Here is a 19,868-nt window from a genome sequence, read left to right as displayed (position 1 = left end):
GTTGAGGGGATGTCGTTAAATAGAGTTGCTGAGGCTAACGGGCGGGCAGGACTCAGAAATTGGCTGGGATTACTGATATTGATGTTACCAGTATTGCTAGTGACTGTGGACAATACGATCTTAAGTTTTGCTTTACCAAAAATAGCTGAAGCTCTGGGGCCCAGTGCAAGCCAGCAATTATGGATAATTGATGCTTATTCATTGGCATTGGCTGGTTTGCTGGTATCAATGGGAAGTATTGGTGATCGTGTTGGTCATCGTTCATTACTGTTATTTGGATCTTTGGGATTCACGGTTATTTCGGTGTTCACGGCACTGTCAACTTCACCTGAACAATTGATTTTAGGGCGAGCCGTACTTGGATTTTTTGGTGCGATGCTGATGCCTTCAACTTTGGCTTTGATCAGCGTTCTTTTTGAGGATCGTGAACAGCGTCGATTGGCTGTTGCTATCTGGGCGACAACATTAACTATTGGTTCGGCCTTAGGTCCCGTAGTGGGTGGTGTTCTATTACAATTCTTCGATTGGAGTTCAATTTTTCTCTTGGCAGTACCGGTATTAGTGCCATTGTTGATCTTCGGACCGATGTTATTGCCAGAGTCCGATAAAAAACAGACGGGCATTATCGATGTGTATAGCGTTCTGTTATCGATCGTTGCTATGGTTGGTATTGTTTACGCGATTAAACACCTTGCCAGTGATGGGTTTGAAATAAGTGTAATACTCGAACTGTCGGTTGGTCTTATTGCTGGCGTGCTATTTGTTCGTCGGCAACATCGTCTGCCTGTACCGTTGATGGATCTTTCCCTGTTCCGTAATGGTATGTTTACCGGTTCGGTTATTGTTAATTTACTGAGTTTGGCATTGCTGGTTGGTTTTGTCTTTTTTGCCACACAGGTCTTGCAAATTGTACTCGGTATGAAGCCGATTTTGGCTAGCCTGGCATTGGTTCCCGGACAAATAATGGCAATTGTTATGGGTATGGCGATAGTGCCTATTGCTCAACGGGTGCCTGCTCATTATCTGGTGCCAATTTTGCTGAGTGTTGCAGGTATTGCATTTCTTCTGGTAGCGAGTATCGGCAGTGATTTAGTCACTCTGATTGTTGCTTTCGCATTATTAGATATTAGTGTGGGAGCAATTGCTTCGGTGTCTAACGATTTGGTGCTTTCGTCAGTACCCTCCTCTAAAGCAGGAGCGGCATCATCAATAAGCGAAACGGCTTATGAAGTGGGTGTTGTACTTGGCACGACTATTCTGGGGGGATTGGTCACGGCTTTCTATCGTATAACATTGCAATTACCAAATGAGATCTCTCAGGAACAGACGGGATTAGCTTTAGAGACTTTAGCGGGAGCTTACGTTGTAGCGAATTCATTAGCTGAATCAGAGGGGCAGAAGCTGATGACAGCGGCGGCGGAATCATTCACCAGCGCTATTCATATGATGAGCTGGATGACAGTGGTATTGACCGCAGGAGTGGTATTGCTCGCTTGGCGTTTGCTGAAAGCTCCGCAGAAAGAACAGGTGCTTGAGTATTGATAGTTTTATGTGCAGCCATTGAAAATGGCTGCACTGCATCGTGATAATTATTGATCTAGTTCTATTGTTTGATTCAGTTATTTTGATTTATACCCGTCATCTTTCAAGCTGCCTCTTTGTTGGCTGCACTCACTCACCCCGGTCACATCGTTATCTACGCTCCCGGGGATTCATTCCCTTGCCGTCGCGATGCAACTTGAAATCCATAGGGTATATTGCCTATTTCATTAGGGGTTTTTTATTTACTTTTTTATCGGTCATTTAAGCGTTTATTTGTAAGAAATCTTCTTATTGTAAAGAGAGTTATTTTCTACTTTTAATTTAAATTATATTCATAATTTCATTATTCAATAATATCTATGGATTTATATCTTATGGTGATTTTTGAAAATACAATTATACTTGTTGTTTTTATTTGTATTTTCTAATAATACCTCATGAGATAAGTATAAAATTGAAATTTTAATTAGTATCTATTAAAAGGTAGTGATATATAACAGAAATATTCTCCATGATTAATGGAAAAAATGAGAATTTACATTAATATTTTAAATTGTGTAATTTCAATGTTGTATTTAATTGATTTCTGTAAAGTGAATAAATATTTACCTAATTAATTCTCGTTGGAATTATCTTTCTGGCCTACCTGTTGTTGAAGTAGCTGTATATTTTGCCAGAAAAAATCGGTGCTTTCGTTATGGCTAATTTTGACTATTAGCAATTTAGTGACATAACCGGTAGGGATAGCAATAGAGACTTTGGAACTTGGTTAAATGGATAATTGATATATGAAGTTATTCTAAATGTATATACCCTATGGATTCCAAGTTGCATCGCGACGGCAAGGGAATGAATCCCCGGGAGCGTAGATAACGATGTGACCGGGGTGAGTGAGTGCAGCCAACAAAGAGGCAACTTCAAAGATGACGGGTATAAATTTAAACTCAGGAGAATTCTCATGGATAAAATAAGAACGGTTGCTGAGACTTTGGCAATATTACATCAGTATCATCATCTGATTGGTGTAGAACGACAGCCAAAACAACTTAAGACCTTGGATTTTGACGGCAAGGTAATATTCTCCAACGATCCAGAAACAGCGACTGTGCCACCTGCATTTTTTACAGTACAAACTATACAAGAGTTGAAAGCGCTCGGCGGTGTACCTGACCGTGAGTACGGCCCTGGCAAAATGAAACCCCATCATACGTTACCGGAGCCGTTTTCTGCTGAACGGCTGGCAAATGTTTCTGGTAATCATATTGATCTGTGCAAAGCTTTTAGGGCCTATATCTATAGTGATTCTGCTTTAGTCAAAGATTATGAAGAAATGCTTAATGCTAAGCGCTTCCCGATGAAGGTTGCGTTATACAGTGGCGAGAAAATGACTATCTCCTCCGATAATCCATTGGTTGTTGAAGATAAAGATGATTATGGTGAACCGGTTGTCTTGGTGTATGAGCAGATAATCATTGAACCGGGAGGTCAAATTATTTACCGCACTAATGGTCGAATCGAAGCTAACACTATTGTAGGGAATGAAAATACTGGAAAGGAGAATGTTGTCAATAGAGGCAGTAATGGCACCGATGGTCTTGATGGCGCACCAGGAAATCAAGGGGCTAATGGCAGTGATGGTAAAGATGGTACAGATAGTAAAAATGGCTGCTTAATTAACGCCACATCAGGTACTGATGGAGCCAGCGGTTCTGTCGGAGGATTAGGGGGGGATGGTGCAGCGGCTGGAAATGCGAATGACCTGACTATTACTAGTCAATCTCTTACTGGAACAATAAATGCGGCAACGATAGGTGGTAATGGTGGTAACGGTGGAAGAGGCGGTCTTGGGGGACGTGGGGGTAATGGGGGTAATGGAGGTAATTGGGGCAATGAAACAATCAAGTGGTGTCCTGCTGGGGAGGCAGGAAATGGGGGCGCTGGAGGAAATGGAGGGAATGGAGGCAGGGGGGGGAAAGGTGGGGACAGTGGTAACATATATATTAATTACTCTGACGGTGGTCCAGTACTTCAGGTTATGTCAATTAATGGTCTTGGTGGGGAAGGTGGGAAGGCCGGTTGGGGAGGAATAGGGGGTGAACCTGGAAATAGTACCAGAGTACTCGGTGTACATGGTTTGTCGGGAGCCTATGGTAAAGATGGTCTTAAAGGAGAATTTGGAGATGACGGTAACACCGGCAAGATATATGTCAACGGTCATGAACGGGAATCTGATCGGAAACTTAATCGCTAGTGGTGCCGCAATCAGACGGGTCTGAACGACGATAAATAAGGGGAAATAGGGTCAGATCTTGGTTTTGCTTATGTTCAAGTGGTTTACATTATTAATTACTGAATACTTATTGGGGCTGGCCTTGCTGGTTGGCTTCGTTTTTCGCCACTCAGGTTTTACAAGTGTACTGAGTATGAAGCCGATTTTGCATTGGTTCCTGGGTAAATTAATGGCGATTGTTATCGGCATGGCAATAGTGCCTGTTGCTCAATGTGATTTTTGAAGAATATAATCATGATTATTATCTTTTATTTGTATTTCCTAATAATACTTAATGAGACAAATATAAAATTGAAGTATTTAGTCAGCACGTATTAAAAGATCGTGATGTATCACAGAAATATTCTCTTTAATTAATGAAAAAATTGGGAAATTACATTAATATTTTAAATTGTGTCATTTAAATATCGCATTCAATCGCTTTCTGTAATGTGAATAAATACTTACCTAATTGATTCTTATAGAAATTATTTTTCTGGCCTACCCGTTGTTGAAATGCTTACATCCTTTGCCAGAAAAAATCGATGTCTCCACTATGGCTAATCTGGTAATTAGCCAGGGGCAATATTCTGGCTATTAGCAATTTAGTGTCACAATCGGTAGTGATAGCAGTTGATACTTTGAAGCTTGGTTAAATGAACAACTGATATATAAAGTTATCCTAACTGTATATACCCTATGGATTTCAAGATGCATCGCGACGGCAAGGGAGCGAATCCCCGGGAGCATAGGTAACTATGTGACCGAAGTGAGAGAGTGCAGCCAACAAAGAGGCAACTTGAAAGATAACGGGTATAAATTTAAACTTTGGAGAATATCTATGGATAAAATAAGAACGGTTGCTGAAACTTTGGCAATATTACATCAGAATTATCATCTGATTGGTGTAGAACGGCAGCCAAAGCAACTTAAGACCTCGGATTTTGACGGCAAGGTAATATTCTCTAACGATCCGAAGACCGCGACTGTGCCACCTGCGTTTTTTACGGTACAAACCATACAAGAGCTGAAGGCACTCGGAGGTATACCTGACAGCGAGTACGGCCCTGGCAAAATGGAACCCCATCATCCGTTACCTGAACCGTTTTCTGCTGAACGATTGGCAAATGTCACGGGTTATCATATTGATTTGTGTAAAGCTTTTAGGGCCTATATCTATAGTAATTCTGCTTTAGTCAAAGATTATGAGGAAATGCTTAATGCTAAGCGTTTCCCGGTGAAGGTTGCGTTATACGTTGGCGAAAAAATCACTGTTACCGCAGATGCACCATTGCTTGTTGAAGATAAAGATGATTATGGCGAACCGGTTGTCTTGGTATATGACCAGATAATCATTGAACCGGGAGGTCAAATTATTTACCGCACTAATGGTAAGATCGAAGCTAATACTGTTGTAGGGAACGGCAATGATGATAAAAAGCAGAGCATTATCAGTAAAGGCTCTGATGGAGACGATGGTTTTGAGGGTGAACAGGGAAGTAATGGGGTTAATGGCAGCAATGGTAATATTGGTTCAGAGAATAAACATGGTTGCTCTGTTAAATCCACACCAGGTACTGATGCAACTGGCGGTTCTTCGGGAGCGCAAGGGATGGATGGCAAAAGAGCTGGCAGTGCAAATGACGTAATTATTAATGTTGACATTTTTACTGGAGTAGTCAATGCGGCATCGATAGGTGGTAAGGGTGGAAAGGGTGGATATGGCGGTAATGGAGGTAATGGAGGGAATGGTGGAAATGGAGGATCTGCAACAAACAAATGTAGTGCTGGATATGGAGGAAGGGGAGGAGATGGCGGTAATGGAGGGGATGGAGGTAATGGGGGTAACGGTGGGGACAGTGGTAACATATATATTAATTTCACTCAGGGTCAGCCAGTAATTAATGCTCTGTCATATAGAGGAGATGGCGGTAATGGAGGGGTAGGTGGTAAGGGAGGAATAGGCGGAGCAGGTGGGGTAGGTGGCGTTGGTAATAGAGGATTAAATAGTAATGGTCATCCCGGAGTATCTGGTGAAGCTGGTATTGATGGAAAATCCGGCAATGCAGGGACTTCTGGCAAGGTATATGTTAACGGTAATGTAGGGAATCATAGTGATAATCATACTTTAGACTGGCTTGAAGACTATAAATAAGGGGAATGGGTTCATATTTTCCGTATCGTTTGTGGCAAGGTTTACTTGCGACAACGAAGATGTGTTCATAAATAACTCTTTTTTTATCGTTATAGATCATACGGTAAATTTCGTGATGGAGTTGTACATCTAATAATTGTTTTCCACTGGTCAGTTATTTGTATTTCATAATGCATTTTCCTTTGGGTGGAAAGATGCTGAAGTATAGCAACTGACCGAAACAGAAAGATACCAGATTTCCAGTTTAAAAGAAGCCGGTTTTTCACAGCTTTTCATTGCTGAATCATTTAAGCGAAGCCCGTCGACCATCAGCAGAGAATTGAAGAGAAATCAAGAAGTCCAGATATACTGCCCTGAACAGGCTCATTTGAAGGTATTGGCTTGTCGTCATTTTGCAAAGAAAGCCGTGAAAATAACGCCGGAAGTAAATTGGTCAAAGATTATGAAGAAATGCTTAATGCTAAGCGTTTTCCGATGAAAGTTGCGTTATATAGTGGCGAAAACATCACTGTTACTGAAAGTAATCCATTGATTATTAAAGATAAATAACACTCTGGTGAACTGGTTGTCTTGGTGTACAACCAGATAACCATTGAACCGGAAGGCAAAATTATTTGCTACACCAACGGTAGGATTGAAGCGAATATCATTCAAGGGGTTGGAAACGGTCCACAGCACTTTATCAGTAAAGGGCTTGATGGAGAAATTGGTGCTCCTGGTGCAACTGGAAATAGCGGAACTGATGGCGTTGAGGGTTCACCTGGTCGTCAGAATAAACATACCTGTCTAATTTCCCCTACATCAGGTACTGATGGAATTAAAGGTTCTTCGGGAGCGCAGGGATCGGGTGGCGCACCAGGTGGAGAGGGGCCGAGACTAACTGTCGTATGTGATAATGTGGATGGGCAGGTAGAGTTGTGGTCGGCGGGTAGTGATGGTGGCATGGGGGGGATGGTGGTCGTGGCGGTAATGGTGGTAAGGGGGGGATGGTAGTTTTTATGGTAATGTTGCTGATTATAATCATTATCTTACTGTTGGCACACTGTGCCAGCCTGCGATTGGAGGGTGCGGAGGAGATGGAGGGGATGGGGGTAATGGAGGTTGTAGTGGAGATGGGGGTGACATAGATTTTAGCTATTCTACTGGTAAACCACACATTATTAGTTGGTCAGTACCAGGCATGGGAGCACCTGGCGGTAAGGGAGGATATGCAGGGAAAGGCGGTGATGGTGGTATCGGTAATATCAGACAGAGTAAGGGTGGAGACGTAAGTCAAAATGTAGCTTGTTCCGGAAAGGCGGGTAAAAAGGGTAAGAATGGATTGTTAGGTGGGGAAGGAAAGGATGGGCGGATATATGTCAACGGCAAATTGAGAGAGATGAATCCAAATGCATTGCCGCTTTCTGAGAAAGAACTGTCTGGAAACAAGTAGATTAGGGATAGTGAGATCATCGAGGTGAAATATAAGGTTTTTCATCAAAACAACTGTAGTCTGTAATTAACTCAGTGCACCGTATGGTTAATATGTGCACTGAATTTGTAGTGTAAAATTTTCGAGAAAAGTTATTTCAACCAACCTTTCTTCTGTGCGATTTCCAGTTGTGGCAGCAGATATTGCCATAATTCAGGATAGGCATCGGCAATGAATTTATTGCGGCTAATCACTTGCTCAAAACGAATACCGTCTTCTACCCAACTTTGCCCTTTATTATACAGATTCATCAGCATCGGCATTAGTCTATCCAGCGTAAGAGCAAAACGGGCGTCTTGGCTTTCTGCTGCTTCATACTCTTGCCAAAGTGACATAAAATGATTTTTCTGTGGTTCGGGGAGTAAACCAAAAAGACGGTCGGCGGCTTTGATTTCCTGTTCATGAATAGCTTCACGGGCTGCTAAATCGTAAACCATGACATCACCCGCATCAATTTCTACAATATCGTGAATTAATGCCATTTGAATAACCCGCTGGATATCCACCTCTTTTACATAGGGTGCAAAACTCATTGCGGCGATAGCAAAATGCCAACTATGCTCGGCTGAATTTTCCCGACGATGGTTATCCAGTAACTTAGTCCGCCGTTGAACTTTTTTCAGCTTATCTAACTCCATCAAAAAACCGATGACATTCGTAAAAGGGCCAAAATCAACGGTAGGTACTGCTAACGACATATAAACCTCATTAATTATTTTTTTCATCAAGAGAATAAGGCAGAGGCTGAATGGTGAGTGAATGCCCTTCATCGTCACGGACACGGAATACACTATGACTTTCCATATCATTATTCATGACGATTTGTACCCAGACACTATTATCATTCAACTTAACGGCAGCCAAAACGGTACCCGTTCTCCGCCACTTATCTCCTAATTGCCATTCCAAATCATCTCCGGCTACAGGAATTTTGGCAGCACTGCCAGCCAGCCAGTACATGGCGCGTTTATTTGCTCCGCGGTATTTAGCACGGGCTACCATTTCCTGACCGGTATAACACCCTTTTTTAAAGCATATCCCTCCTGCCAATGCCTGAAGGTTAGTTGCTTGGGGAATAAACTGTGCACTATTTACGGCATCAATGACCGGGAAGCCTGCTTCAATATCCAGAGCTAACCACTGTTCGCTGTTATTAAGTTGAGCTTGAAGTTTTTCTGTTAACTGCTCAGCGGTTGCGGTGTTTGTTACCAAGAGGAAACGTTCAGACGGCAAGGTAAAGTGGAGCAAAGTCGTAGTTTCATGTGCAACGACAGCGTTATCAGCATCCGGCAGAGTTGGGAAGAAGCTGCTTAATGCTTCCCGGCAGTTTTTACCTGCAACACCGAGCAGTACCGCGTTTTCATCCTGAACTAGTGTAATTTTAGAGAATACGGCATATTTTTTCAGTTCTGTAAGCTGATTTTCCAGCACACTGCGACGCTCAATATAAGCAAGGCTTTCACCACGATGGAAGAGGCGCAGATTACTCCACATTTTACCCTTTGCGTCACAATGCGCACTAAGCACATGCTGATTCGTTGCAAGTGCGGAAATATCTGCTGTAACCTGACCTTGTAGATATTTTTCTGCATCCGGTCCAGTTGCTGCTACCAGTCCCCAGTCATCTAGAGATATTAACGTCAGGGGAAGGATTGATGAAGACAATGGAGATTGTGAAGAAAATGGAGTTTTATAAGCCATGACACATCCTGCCAGTCAGATATTTGAGCTAATGATGCATAATGGTAAAAGAGTTGAAGCACAATGCAAGTAGTTATTATTGCTATTAGCTGGCATGATGCATCAGTTTGCCGGGCGACTTATATGGCTAATGGTGTTAAAACAAACAATGAGAATTAAAAGGGGATCTTTTGAACATGGATATTGATAATAAGGCACGTATTCATTGGGCATGCCGGCGTGGAATGCGTGAGCTGGATATTTCAATTATGCCGTTTTTTAAGTATGAATATGACTCGCTCAGCGATGATGATAAACGACTTTTTATTCACTTACTTGAATGTGCTGATCCTGATCTGTTCAACTGGCTAATGAATCATGGGCGTCCAGAAGATGAAGAGTTATTTCGCATGATTAAACTTATTCAGAATAGAAATAAAGATCGTGGTCCTGTGGAAATGTGATCTCAGGGTATCTTGGCATACCCAGCTAATTTCTACCTGTGTTCATGGTGCAATAGCGCTTATCGTACTACTTGCTCCGTGGCCTGCGGATGACGCTATTTTCTGGATTTTCTGGCTCCCTTTAGTACTGTTGATTATTGCCAGTTGGGGGCGTAGCCAGAAAAATATCCGTAAATCACAAGGGCTTTTAGTTCTGCTCAGTGATAATAAGTTGCAATGGAAGAAGCATGAGTGGCGAATTATCCGACGACCATGGCTGTGTCGTTATGGCGTATTAATTACGGCTCAATCTTTTTATAACCAGAAAAAAATCCGTTTATGGGTCGCATCCGATGGTATGTCACAGGATGAATGGAGGCATATTAATCAACTATTGTTGCAATATCCTGATATCTGATTGAGCTGAAATTTTCCTGACTTAAAGCAGAGGCTCCATTTCTTGCAGGATTTGCATACACCATTGCGATAAACGATCATCAGTTTGTTCATACTGGTTTACGTCATCTAATGCCAGCCCGACAAATTGTGAGCCATTATCCGTTAATGGTTTCGGGCTGGTAAATTCATAACCTTCGGTCGGCCAGAAGCCAATGAAATGTACACCTGAAGGGCGTAAATGGTGATATAGCATACCGAGAGCGTCAAGAAACCAATCGCTATAATCAATTTGATCTCCCATACCATACATGGCGACAATTTTCCCCTGTAAATCGAGGGAAGGAATTTGATCCCAAATAACCAGCCAATCTTCCTGTAATTCACCAAAATCCCATGTTGGGATACCGAGAATCAGCACAGAGTACTCTTCCATTAATTCAGGTGTTGTCTCTTTGATATTGTGGAGATCAACTAAATCTTCACCGAGGATATCGCGGATTTTCTCTGCTACCATCTCGGTGTAGCAGGTGCTGGAGCCGTAAAAAAGACCAATCTTCATCATTAATCATTATGGTTTTTGAATATCTGGATTGGCATTGTAACAGAATAATTGCTTTTTCAGGCATAATAGCCAGCAGAGATGTACAGATTTAAGGAAAGTATTTCGTGTCAAAACAACCAACTCAGTTGACTAATCCACTGATAGAACAATTTCTTGATGCTATCTGGTTAGAACATGATCTTGCGGAAAATACGCTTGCTTCTTACCGGTTGGATTTGCAGGCATTGGATAACTGGTTGATACATCATGGTCATAATTTATTATCTGTCCAGATGATAGATTTGCACTCTTTTCTGGCAGAACGCGTGGATGGAGGATATAAAGCCAGTAGTTCGGCGCGTTTACTCAGTGCCATGCGCCAATTGTTTCTCTATTTTTATCGGGAAAAAATGCGGGAGGATGATCCGACAGCACTGTTGTCTGCACCGAAATTACCAAAGCGATTGCCTAAAGATTTAAGTGAAAAGCAGGTAGAAGATCTACTTAATGCGCCCTGTACAGATCAGCCGGTAGAGTTAAGGGATAAAGCCATGCTTGAAGTGCTTTATGCCTGTGGTTTGCGGGTATCTGAGTTAGTGGGATTGACACTTTCCGATGTCAGTTTGCGTCAAGGCGTGGTGAGAGTGATTGGTAAAGGGAATAAAGAACGGTTAGTGCCTTTAGGGGAAGAAGCAATTTATTGGCTAGAGAATTATCTGGAATATGGGAGAGTTGGGCTGCTAAATGGTGCAACGTTGGATGTCCTTTTTCCTAGCAACCGAGGGCGCCAAATGACCCGACAGACATTCTGGTATCGTATTAAACATTATGCGCTGCTGGCTGGAATCGATACTGAACGGTTATCTCCCCATGTTTTACGTCATGCATTCGCCACGCATTTGCTTAATCATGGCGCTGATTTGCGAGTTGTGCAGATGTTATTGGGGCATAGTGATCTATCTACAACACAAATATATACTCATGTAGCAACAGAACGGCTCAAATTGCTACATCAACAACATCATCCGCGTGGGTGAGCACGGATTTAAAGGAACCGAAAATGAAAAAAAGCGTGTTATGTTTCCCTCTTTTGCTGGCCTGGTTTAATGGAAATGCGTTTGCTGATGATGGTGCTGTCCATAGAACAATGCAGAAACTAGGGATAAAAGCAGAAAACATCCAGCCATCACCTATTGTTGGTTTAAATACGGTAGTGACCGAGCAAGGGATCATTTATCTATCTGATGACGGGAAATATTTATTGCAAGGGCCAATTTATGATGTCAGTGGTAGCTCTCCTGTGAATGTCAGTAATCAATTGTTGATGAAAAAGCTGGAAGCAATGACAGATCAAATGATCATCTACAAAGCGCCAAAAGAGAAGCATGTCGTTACCGTTTTCACGGATATTACCTGTGGTTACTGCCATAAATTGCATGAAAACATGCAAGAGTATAATAAACTGGGTATTACTGTGCGCTATCTGGCGTTTCCCCGTCAGGGTATGCAGCACCAATCTGCTAAAGATATGCAATCTATCTGGTGTAGCGCAACACCGCAGAAATCATTAGATGCTGCGTTTAAAAATGAAGATGTTTCGCCAATTAAGAGCTGTAAAGTGGATATTGCTAACCATTACAAATTGGGTCTCCAGTTTGGCGTCCAAGGAACGCCGGCGATTGTCCTTAAGGATGGCAGTCTGTTAGGTGGATATATGCCGCCAGAGGCTTTGGCAGCGGCACTGGCGCAACGTGGTAAATAAGTTTAGTGAATATTGAAACACAACTTCGCCGCCGTCCGGCGGTGAATGACAGTCACCTTCCACAACAGATTCATCCATTACTGCGTCGCTTATATGCCATTCGTGGTATCCAGCAAGCTAATGAATTGGAGCGTGGTGTTCAAGGGTTATTGAATTATCAGCATCTGAGTGGTGTGGAACAGGCGGTGTCACTCTTGTTGACTGCACTTCATGAACACTGGCGTATCGTTATTGTCGGTGATTTTGATGCTGATGGGGCAACTAGCACGGCATTGGCAATCCGATCATTACGCTCGATGGGATATCGCCATCTGGATTATCTGGTACCAAATCGTTTTGACGATGGTTATGGTTTAAGCTCACAGGTGGTAGAAGAGGTCGTCAAAAAAGGCGCTGACCTGATTATTACCGTGGATAATGGTATCTCTTCCCATGAAGGGGTTGCGGCTGCCCATCAGCACCGTATGAAAGTGATTGTCACGGATCATCACTTGCCGGGTGACGTTTTGCCAGCGGCTGATGCCATTATTAATCCTAATCTTGCCGATTGTTCGTTCCCGTCTAAATCATTGGCCGGAGTGGGTGTCACATTTTATCTGATGTCTGCCTTAAGGGCGGCGCTGAGGAAAGATCAGTGGTTTGAAAAGCAAGGAATTGCGCTGCCGAATCTGGCCGAGATGTTGGATTTGGTTGCGCTAGGAACTGTTGCCGATGTTGTACCTTTAGATACCAATAACCGGATTCTGGTTTATCAGGGCTTGAACCGGATTCGTGCAGGACGTTGTTGTGTGGGGATACGTGCATTATTGGAAATTTCCAGCCGTGATGCTTATAAGCTGACAGCCAGCGATTTGGGTTTTTTTCTGGGGCCAAGACTGAATGCCGCTGGTCGCCTTGATGATATGTCCATTGGCGTCACTTTATTGCTAACTGACGACATAGCAAAGGCGCGTCAGATAGCTTGTGAACTGGACGGTCTTAACCAGACTCGGCGTGAAATAGAGCAGGGAATGCAGCAGGAAGCACTGCAAATCTGTGACAAACTTGAACGTACCAGCACTGAACTGCCTTATGGGCTAGCGCTCTATCATCCAGAATGGCATCAAGGGGTAGTTGGAATTTTGGCTTCCCGGATTAAAGAGCGTTTTCATCGGCCTGTTATCGCTTTTGCACCGGCCGGTGACGGTATTTTGAAAGGTTCTGGTCGTTCAGTGCAGGGATTGCATATGCGTGATGCGCTTGAGCGGCTTGATACTTTGCATCCGGGGTTGATACTTAAATTTGGTGGTCATGCAATGGCGGCCGGTTTGTCACTTGAACAGGATAAATTCGAACAATTTCAGTATCACTTTTCTACGCTAATGGCGGATTGGTTAGATATTTCGCAACTTGAAGGTGTTATCTGGAGTGATGGTGAATTAGCAATTAATGAACTGTCATTGGACATTGCAGAAATGTTGCGTGATGGCGGCCCTTGGGGGCAGGCATTCCCGGAGCCTATTTTTGACGGTAAATTCAAACTACTGCAACAGCGCATTGTTGGAGAGCGTCATTTAAAAGTGATAGTGGAGCCATTAAACGGTGGGCCGATGCTGGATGGTATTGCGTTCAATATCGATCCTACCCGCTGGCCAGATAACAGTGTTCGCGAAGTAGAACTTGCCTATAAACTAGATGTTAATGAATTTCGTGGCAACCGTAATGTACAGCTTTTGATCCAACACCTCTGGCCTTATTAACCGTTTGATCAGCAGGTAGTCAGTCATTGTCACGTACTCTCGTATGAATACGTGACAAATCTGTTGAAGTGCTATAAACCCTGTGCCGAATCCGCTACAATACGCGGTTCGAAAATTATCCATTTATCTCCGACTACACAACGTAAGACACTAAAATATGTTTGAAATTAATCCGGTAAAAAACCACATTCAGGACTTGTCTGAACGGACAACGGTTCTGAGGGGGTATCTTTGACTACGATGTCAAAAAAGAGCGTTTAGAAGAAGTTAATGCTGAATTGGAACAGCCTGATGTTTGGAATGAACCGGAGCGGGCACAGGCTTTGGGTAAAGAGCGTTCCTCATTGGAAGAGATTGTCGAAACTATCGATCAGCTTGAGCAGGGTCTGGAAGATGTACAAGGTTTACTGGAACTGGCAATAGAAGCAGACGATGAAGAGACTTTTAATGAAGCCGTGGTAGAGCTGGAACAGCTCGAAGAAAAGCTAGGTCAGTTAGAATTTCGCCGCATGTTTTCTGGTGAGTATGACAGTGCTGACTGTTATCTTGATTTGCAGGCAGGCTCTGGTGGTACTGAAGCTCAGGATTGGGCAAGTATGCTGATGCGTATGTATTTGCGTTGGGCTGAATCCAAAGGTTTTAAAACGGAAATCATTGAAGAATCAGACGGTGAAGTTGCTGGTCTGAAATCAGCGACGATTAAGATCATGGGCGATTATGCTTATGGTTGGTTGCGTACTGAAACGGGGGTTCACCGGTTGGTACGTAAAAGCCCATTTGATTCTGGTGGTCGTCGCCATACTTCATTCAGTTCTGCTTTCATCTATCCTGAAGTGGATGATGATATTGATATTGAAATTAATCCAGCAGACTTACGTATCGATGTTTACCGCGCATCCGGTGCGGGTGGTCAGCACGTTAACAAAACAGAATCTGCGGTGCGTATTACCCATATTCCAACCAACATTGTGACTCAGTGTCAAAATGATCGTTCTCAGCATAAAAATAAAGACCAGGCGATGAAACAGCTAAAAGCGAAGCTGTATGAACTGGAGATGCAGAAACAGAACGCTAATAAACAGGAAATGGAAGAGAATAAATCTGATATTGGTTGGGGTAGTCAAATTCGCTCTTATGTTCTGGATGATTCACGCATCAAAGACTTGCGCACCGGCGTTGAAACTCGCAATACACAAGCGGTGCTGGATGGTGATCTGGACAAATTCATTGAAGCAAGCCTTAAAGCTGGCTTATGAGGAACTAAAATGTCACAACAACAACAGGGTGCAGAACAGGCTCCCGATTTAAATAATGAACTGCAAACTCGCCGCGAAAAACTCGTAGCTTTACGGGAGAATGGAACTGCATTCCCGAATGATTTCCATCGTGAAAATATTTCAGAAGATCTACACGCGAAATACGACGACAAAACTCAGGAAGAGTTGGAAGCACTGAATATTGAAGTGACGGTTGGCGGTCGTATGATGACGCGCCGCATCATGGGTAAGGCTTCTTTCGTCACACTACAGGATATGGGCGGTCGTATTCAGTTATATGTTGCCCGTGACGATCTGCCGGAAGGTATTTATAACGAACAGTTTAAAAAATGGGATCTGGGAGACATTCTGGGTGCGCGTGGCAAACTGTTTAAAACCAAAACCGGTGAACTTTCCATTCACTGTACTGAATTGCGTCTGCTGACAAAAGCGCTGCGTCCATTGCCGGATAAATTCCACGGCTTGGCTGATCAGGAGACTCGCTATCGCCAGCGTTATCTGGATCTAATCGCGAATGAAGAATCGCGCAAAACTTTCCAAATTCGTTCTCAAGTCTTATTGGCCCTGCGTAGCTTTATGGTCAGTAAAGGCTTTATGGAAGTGGAAACACCAATGATGCAGGTTATTCCTGGTGGTGCCTCGGCACGTCCATTTATTACTCACCACAATGCGCTGGATATTGATATGTATCTGCGTATTGCGCCGGAACTTTACCTGAAACGTCTGGTTGTTGGTGGTTTTGAGCGTGTGTTTGAAATTAACCGCAACTTCCGTAACGAAGGTGTATCTCCGCGCCATAACCCTGAGTTCACCATGATGGAACTCTACATGGCGTATGCGGATTACAAAGATCTGATCGTTCTGATAGAAGAGCTGTTCCGTACCCTGACGCAGAATATTTTGGGGAATACCTTGGTTAAATATGGCGAACAGGAATTTGATTTCGGTAAACCATTTGCCCAAATGACCATGAAAGAGGCCATTTGTAAATATCGTCCTGAAACCAACATAGCTGATTTGGATGATATGGATAAAGCGGTGGCTATCGCTGAATCTCTTGGTATTGAAGTGGAAAAAGGTTGGGGCCTTGGCCGTGTTCAGTGTGAAATCTTTGAAGAAACGGCTGAAAGCCACCTGATTCAACCGACATTTATCACTGAATATCCGGCAGAAGTTTCTCCGCTAGCGCGTCGTAATGATGAAAATCCGTTTATCACCGACCGTTTTGAATTCTTTATTGGTGGACGTGAGATTGGTAATGGCTTTTCAGAATTGAATGATGCCGAAGATCAGGCTGAACGTTTTGCTGAGCAGGTTCGCCAGAAAGACGAAGGTGATGATGAAGCCATGTTCTACGATGAAGATTATGTAACGGCTTTGGAACACGGTATGCCGCCAACCGCCGGTTTGGGTATTGGTATTGACCGTATGATAATGTTGCTGACAGATAGCCATACCATTCGTGATGTCATTCTGTTCCCGGCAATGCGCCCGCAGAAATAACAGCTTGAATTAAATTTCAACTCCCCTGTGGCATAGCTATCAGGGGAGTTTTTATTTTCAACTGATTGAAATATAGACAACTTAAACAGATAATGGCTTGCTGATACCAATGAAATCGCTATAATAATTTATGTTATTCCTAAGCGAGCGTAGTTCAATGGTAGAACGAGAGCTTCCCAAGCTCTATACGAGGGTTCGATTGAGCACACTTTCTGTTTGTACATATTATGTGTATGCATGCGTGGAATAATTAAGTTATTAATTTCATTAACACATTATTTTTAATGTAATATATTATTTTGAGATATTTTGCAAGATAACAGTGTAATCAAGAGAAAATAATTACAATTAGGTAGAAATTGTACCAGTAACCATACGGGCCATTTTAATATCCTTGTGTGAAATGTAAATGTAAAATCATTTCATATCGAGAATATTGCATATTTTAAAATATGTAATAATTCGATATAAAGCCAATTTTTAAATAATTCTATATATATAGAAAATGAAATTTATTTATATTTATTAAGGGTGTTTTATGTCAGAAGAAAAAAATTTAACATGGATTTTTTGAATGGATTAGGTAAAAACATCTGTCCAGTGTGTGGTGAAAAAGAATGCAAATATCCAAAAGATAAAAGGTGGGAAAAAGTACTTAATAGATTGATGGAGAACTACGCTAAAGGCAATATGACACGGGTAAAAATGGAATATTTAAATTTGCTTTCTCTTAGAAAATCGAATTTTAGTAAAACCAGTATTGGTGCAACTCAAGCATTTAATGATAATGCAAAAAAAGACAACAGTATGAGTTCATTTGGTTTGTTATCGCATTTTTTCGGGAAATCAGGCCGAGAAATTTCACTCTCTGAGATAGGTGTGCATGATCAAATTCGAGGATTGATGCAGAAACCGGGTGCATTTGGCAGATCAGAGGGTAGCATTCAATCTCGTTTTATTTCACAAATTCAAAACGGTGAACGAATTGATTTTAAAAATGGTTATGATTTTGGTACGGAAAAAAAAGTTCCAGTTTACGACCCACTTTGGGGTATTGGAGGCGCAACTGTCAGTGGAAAATTGACAGATGTTAGTGCTGAAAAAATGGGTGATGGATATAATGTATATGGTGTAATACATTATAAACTGTATGATAAATTCACTGACCCATACGATACATTTAACTGGGGGAAGGAGGATAATAATTGGTTTGGAGAGCCATTTGATATTACTGGGGAATGGAAAGAAAATGTAAATTTTCATGTCGAAAGACAAATTTTTGAAAATAAAGTTATGCAACTTCTTAAAAAATAAATAATCTCGTTAAGGCCGTGTATTTAATGCGCGACCTTATGTCAAATACCAAATTAAAAAATACTGATGAATAGTTGGCGGAATAATAATGCTTAGTATTAAAACAACAGTCATCAATAACGATGCTAATAGAGTTTTTTTTATCTTTCTTTCTAAGATAAAAAAATAGTTAACCAATATAGCTAGTAAGAAAAAAATCACAACCATCATAAAAAGCATAGCGGTGAGTAGCATAACATATCCTTTGTCGAAAGAATTTCTGTAATCATATAGCCAATTAATTGAAAATCATAGTGTTATTTCTTCCATTAATGTCGTCAGCAGTTGTTAATTCATAGGGATGGCCAATGGTTTTGTATCACTGGTTATCACGCATTTTCCGTTTTCATCCCAGACGGCAATTCCCCAGTCAGGGACGGGCTGAGGATAAACTAGCGTGAATATATAGATATTACATAAAACTAGAGCCTCGGGTGCGGACGTCCAAGCGGACCCTCCACAATGGTTTTGATCCCCAGTTCTGCAACCGTTCAGGTAAATGGGCGTACTAAATTTTTGATTTTTAGATGATGGCTAAAATTTGAGCTATCATCTAAAAATGTGGGATATCACACCTTGGTTTTATACAGACGGGTGAGGATATAGGGATTTTCACCATACCTTTTGCTTTTGTACATGCTGGATTTTCCCTTATGTAACGTAATGACTGACGATGAATTTCTTCGGCAGTCCATCATAGAAAACCCCTATAGTTGCTGTCCGGCCTCATCCGCTGGAGGTTCCCAAAACTATCAATGTATTGACCGGATTGTTCTAAGTTCCTCGCTCTCCAGTTTTACTTCTTCCTAAAAAATGCTGAGTAGTTCGCATTGAAAGTATATCTTTTGGTATGATGTAAATAAGATCAAAAGAATTTACGAATAATAACCGATATAAATTAATAACTAACTCATCGCCTAATATGAAAAGAATCCCGTTATTAAATCAACCACGAATCAGTTAGGAGTGATATATTATGAATGCGGATACATCACCGTAGAAAGCATTCTATGGTAAATGAATAATTAATAGAGACTATTTACTATGAAAGAAAAGCATTGGTCAAAAATCCAATTTTTACATGAAGCTGTAACTAATCAAAGTATTGTCATCAAAGGAACTCATAGCTATTATAGCGATTGCTGGAGCGGCGGTTTTGAAGAATCTGTCGTTCGCTATTTGTACGGTGATAAGATCAGTCTTCAATGGGAGTCTAAGTGGCCAATTGATAAATTGTATATTGGCGATTATGTTTGCATAGGTGCTGAAACTATCATTCTTATGGGTGGAAACAATACACACAGAGCGGATTGGTTCTGTTTATATCCATTCATGGAATATATTGAAGAGGCATATGTAGGCAAAGGTGACACGCATATTCATGATGGTGTGTGGCTTGGTATGCGTTCAATGATTATGCCAGGCGTCACCATTGGTGAAGGCGCTATCGTTGCTGCTAATAGCGTCGTAACTAAAGATGTTGAGCCATATAGTATTGTCGCTGGAATGCCTGCGAAATTAGTTAAATATCGCTTTGAGCCGCACATTATCAATGAGTTACTTGCGTTAAAAATATATGATTGGTCAGAAGAGAAATTTAATGCTTTAAAACCCTATCTCTGTGCTTCGGATATTAAGGCATTAAGAACTGCTGTAAGAACATATTAAGATAAATAGTTAATTAATTACGTAAAATAATTAATTAGGCTGGATTAGACTAATTAAATATGATTT

Annotated in this window: 20 protein-coding genes, 1 tRNA gene and 1 pseudogene; 19 read left to right on the top strand and 3 right to left on the bottom strand. The window is 41.8% G+C overall.

The window, feature by feature from the left end; genetic code table 11:
- Positions 1-9: 9 nt before the first annotated feature.
- The 9 genes and pseudogenes from LG003_RS03880 to LG003_RS03840 all read left to right on the top strand — a co-directional run bounded on the left by LG003_RS03880 (position 10) and on the right by LG003_RS03840 (position 7,398).
- On the top strand, positions 10-1,542 hold the full coding sequence (locus tag LG003_RS03880; RefSeq protein WP_262980193.1) for an MFS transporter: 1,533 nt from the start codon (positions 10-12) through the stop codon (positions 1,540-1,542).
- 958 nt (positions 1,543-2,500) lie between these two features.
- Positions 2,501-3,793 carry a hypothetical protein gene (locus LG003_RS03875; protein WP_262980192.1) on the top strand — a complete coding sequence of 431 codons (1,293 nt, stop codon included), beginning with the start codon at positions 2,501-2,503 and terminating at the stop codon, positions 3,791-3,793.
- Positions 3,794-3,863: 70 nt separating this feature from the next.
- A complete protein-coding gene (locus LG003_RS03870; RefSeq protein ID WP_112876726.1) occupies positions 3,864-4,055 on the top strand; it encodes a hypothetical protein in 192 nt (63 codons plus the stop codon).
- A 597-nt stretch (positions 4,056-4,652) separates the two neighbouring features.
- Positions 4,653-5,966 carry a hypothetical protein gene (locus LG003_RS03865; protein WP_112876725.1) on the top strand — a complete coding sequence of 438 codons (1,314 nt, stop codon included), beginning with the start codon at positions 4,653-4,655 and terminating at the stop codon, positions 5,964-5,966.
- Between the two features lie 211 nt (positions 5,967-6,177).
- A pseudogene (locus LG003_RS03860) lies at positions 6,178-6,405 on the top strand (helix-turn-helix domain-containing protein); the annotation flags it as partial.
- Positions 6,348-6,515 carry a hypothetical protein gene (locus LG003_RS03855; protein WP_262980191.1) on the top strand — a complete coding sequence of 56 codons (168 nt, stop codon included), beginning with the start codon at positions 6,348-6,350 and terminating at the stop codon, positions 6,513-6,515. The pseudogene LG003_RS03860 and the gene LG003_RS03855, both read left to right, overlap by 58 nt.
- A 24-nt stretch (positions 6,516-6,539) precedes the next feature.
- Positions 6,540-6,959 (top strand): hypothetical protein, encoded by a 420-nt coding sequence (locus LG003_RS03850; RefSeq protein WP_262980190.1) that lies wholly within the window; start codon positions 6,540-6,542, stop codon positions 6,957-6,959.
- An 11-nt stretch (positions 6,960-6,970) separates the two neighbouring features.
- A complete protein-coding gene (locus tag LG003_RS03845) occupies positions 6,971-7,093 on the top strand; it encodes a hypothetical protein (RefSeq protein ID WP_262980189.1) in 123 nt (40 codons plus the stop codon).
- A gap of 53 nt (positions 7,094-7,146) precedes the next feature.
- Positions 7,147-7,398 carry a hypothetical protein gene (locus tag LG003_RS03840; protein ID WP_112876723.1) on the top strand — a complete coding sequence of 84 codons (252 nt, stop codon included), beginning with the start codon at positions 7,147-7,149 and terminating at the stop codon, positions 7,396-7,398.
- A gap of 131 nt (positions 7,399-7,529) precedes the next feature.
- Here LG003_RS03840 and LG003_RS03835 read toward each other — a convergent pair whose 3' ends face one another.
- Together LG003_RS03835 and ygfZ are read right to left on the bottom strand one after the other, a co-directional pair.
- A complete protein-coding gene (locus tag LG003_RS03835; protein WP_112876722.1) occupies positions 7,530-8,135 on the bottom strand; it encodes an HD domain-containing protein in 606 nt (201 codons plus the stop codon).
- Positions 8,136-8,145: 10 nt separating this feature from the next.
- The gene (gene ygfZ / locus LG003_RS03830; RefSeq protein WP_262980188.1) at positions 8,146-9,138 is read right to left on the bottom strand and encodes a tRNA-modifying protein YgfZ; all 993 of its coding nucleotides are present in this window, start codon (positions 9,136-9,138) and stop codon (positions 8,146-8,148) included.
- Positions 9,139-9,314: 176 nt separating this feature from the next.
- Between ygfZ and sdhE the strand changes: the two genes are divergently transcribed.
- On the top strand, positions 9,315-9,581 hold the full coding sequence (gene sdhE / locus LG003_RS03825) for an FAD assembly factor SdhE (RefSeq protein WP_112876720.1): 267 nt from the start codon (positions 9,315-9,317) through the stop codon (positions 9,579-9,581).
- On the top strand, positions 9,562-9,978 hold the full coding sequence (locus LG003_RS03820) for a protein YgfX (protein WP_112894409.1): 417 nt from the start codon (positions 9,562-9,564) through the stop codon (positions 9,976-9,978). The genes sdhE and LG003_RS03820 overlap by 20 nt, the downstream gene beginning before the upstream one ends.
- A 21-nt stretch (positions 9,979-9,999) precedes the next feature.
- On the opposite strand, the gene fldB is transcribed toward LG003_RS03820, so the two are convergent.
- Positions 10,000-10,518: a flavodoxin FldB gene (fldB, locus tag LG003_RS03815; protein ID WP_112876718.1), complete on the bottom strand. Its 519-nt coding sequence runs from the start codon at positions 10,516-10,518 to the stop codon at positions 10,000-10,002.
- 107 nt (positions 10,519-10,625) lie between these two features.
- Here fldB and xerD point away from each other — a divergent pair, with 107 nt between their 5' ends.
- The 8 genes from xerD (at position 10,626) to LG003_RS03775 (ending at position 19,802) form a co-directional block, all read left to right on the top strand.
- Positions 10,626-11,537 (top strand): site-specific tyrosine recombinase XerD, encoded by a 912-nt coding sequence (gene xerD, locus LG003_RS03810; protein WP_240000698.1) that lies wholly within the window; start codon positions 10,626-10,628, stop codon positions 11,535-11,537.
- Between the two features lie 23 nt (positions 11,538-11,560).
- Entirely contained in the window at positions 11,561-12,262 is a 702-nt protein-coding gene (gene dsbC, locus LG003_RS03805; RefSeq protein WP_112876717.1) for a bifunctional protein-disulfide isomerase/oxidoreductase DsbC, read from the top strand.
- 5 nt (positions 12,263-12,267) lie between these two features.
- Entirely contained in the window at positions 12,268-14,001 is a 1,734-nt protein-coding gene (recJ, locus tag LG003_RS03800) for a single-stranded-DNA-specific exonuclease RecJ (RefSeq protein WP_112876716.1), read from the top strand.
- 157 nt (positions 14,002-14,158) lie between these two features.
- Positions 14,159-15,257 (top strand): peptide chain release factor 2 gene (gene prfB, locus LG003_RS03795; RefSeq protein ID WP_112876715.1). Its coding sequence is split into 2 segments (ribosomal slippage): positions 14,159-14,233 and positions 14,235-15,257, totalling 1,098 coding nucleotides; the frame shifts between segments, so codons are not numbered across the junction.
- Between the two features lie 9 nt (positions 15,258-15,266).
- Positions 15,267-16,781: a lysine--tRNA ligase gene (gene lysS, locus LG003_RS03790; protein WP_262980187.1), complete on the top strand. Its 1,515-nt coding sequence runs from the start codon at positions 15,267-15,269 to the stop codon at positions 16,779-16,781.
- 143 nt (positions 16,782-16,924) lie between these two features.
- Positions 16,925-17,002: transfer RNA gene (locus LG003_RS03785), tRNA-Gly, on the top strand.
- A 340-nt stretch (positions 17,003-17,342) separates the two neighbouring features.
- On the top strand, positions 17,343-18,095 hold the full coding sequence (locus LG003_RS03780; RefSeq protein WP_112876713.1) for a hypothetical protein: 753 nt from the start codon (positions 17,343-17,345) through the stop codon (positions 18,093-18,095).
- Between the two features lie 1,083 nt (positions 18,096-19,178).
- On the top strand, positions 19,179-19,802 hold the full coding sequence (locus tag LG003_RS03775) for a CatB-related O-acetyltransferase (protein WP_262980186.1): 624 nt from the start codon (positions 19,179-19,181) through the stop codon (positions 19,800-19,802).
- The last annotated feature ends 66 nt before the right edge of the window (positions 19,803-19,868 follow it).

This window comes from Photorhabdus kleinii, assembly GCF_025384885.1.
GTDB lineage: Bacteria > Pseudomonadota > Gammaproteobacteria > Enterobacterales > Enterobacteriaceae > Photorhabdus > Photorhabdus kayaii.
The sequence above is the reverse complement of the archived record's forward strand: the minus strand, read 5'-3'. Positions and strand labels throughout refer to the sequence as shown.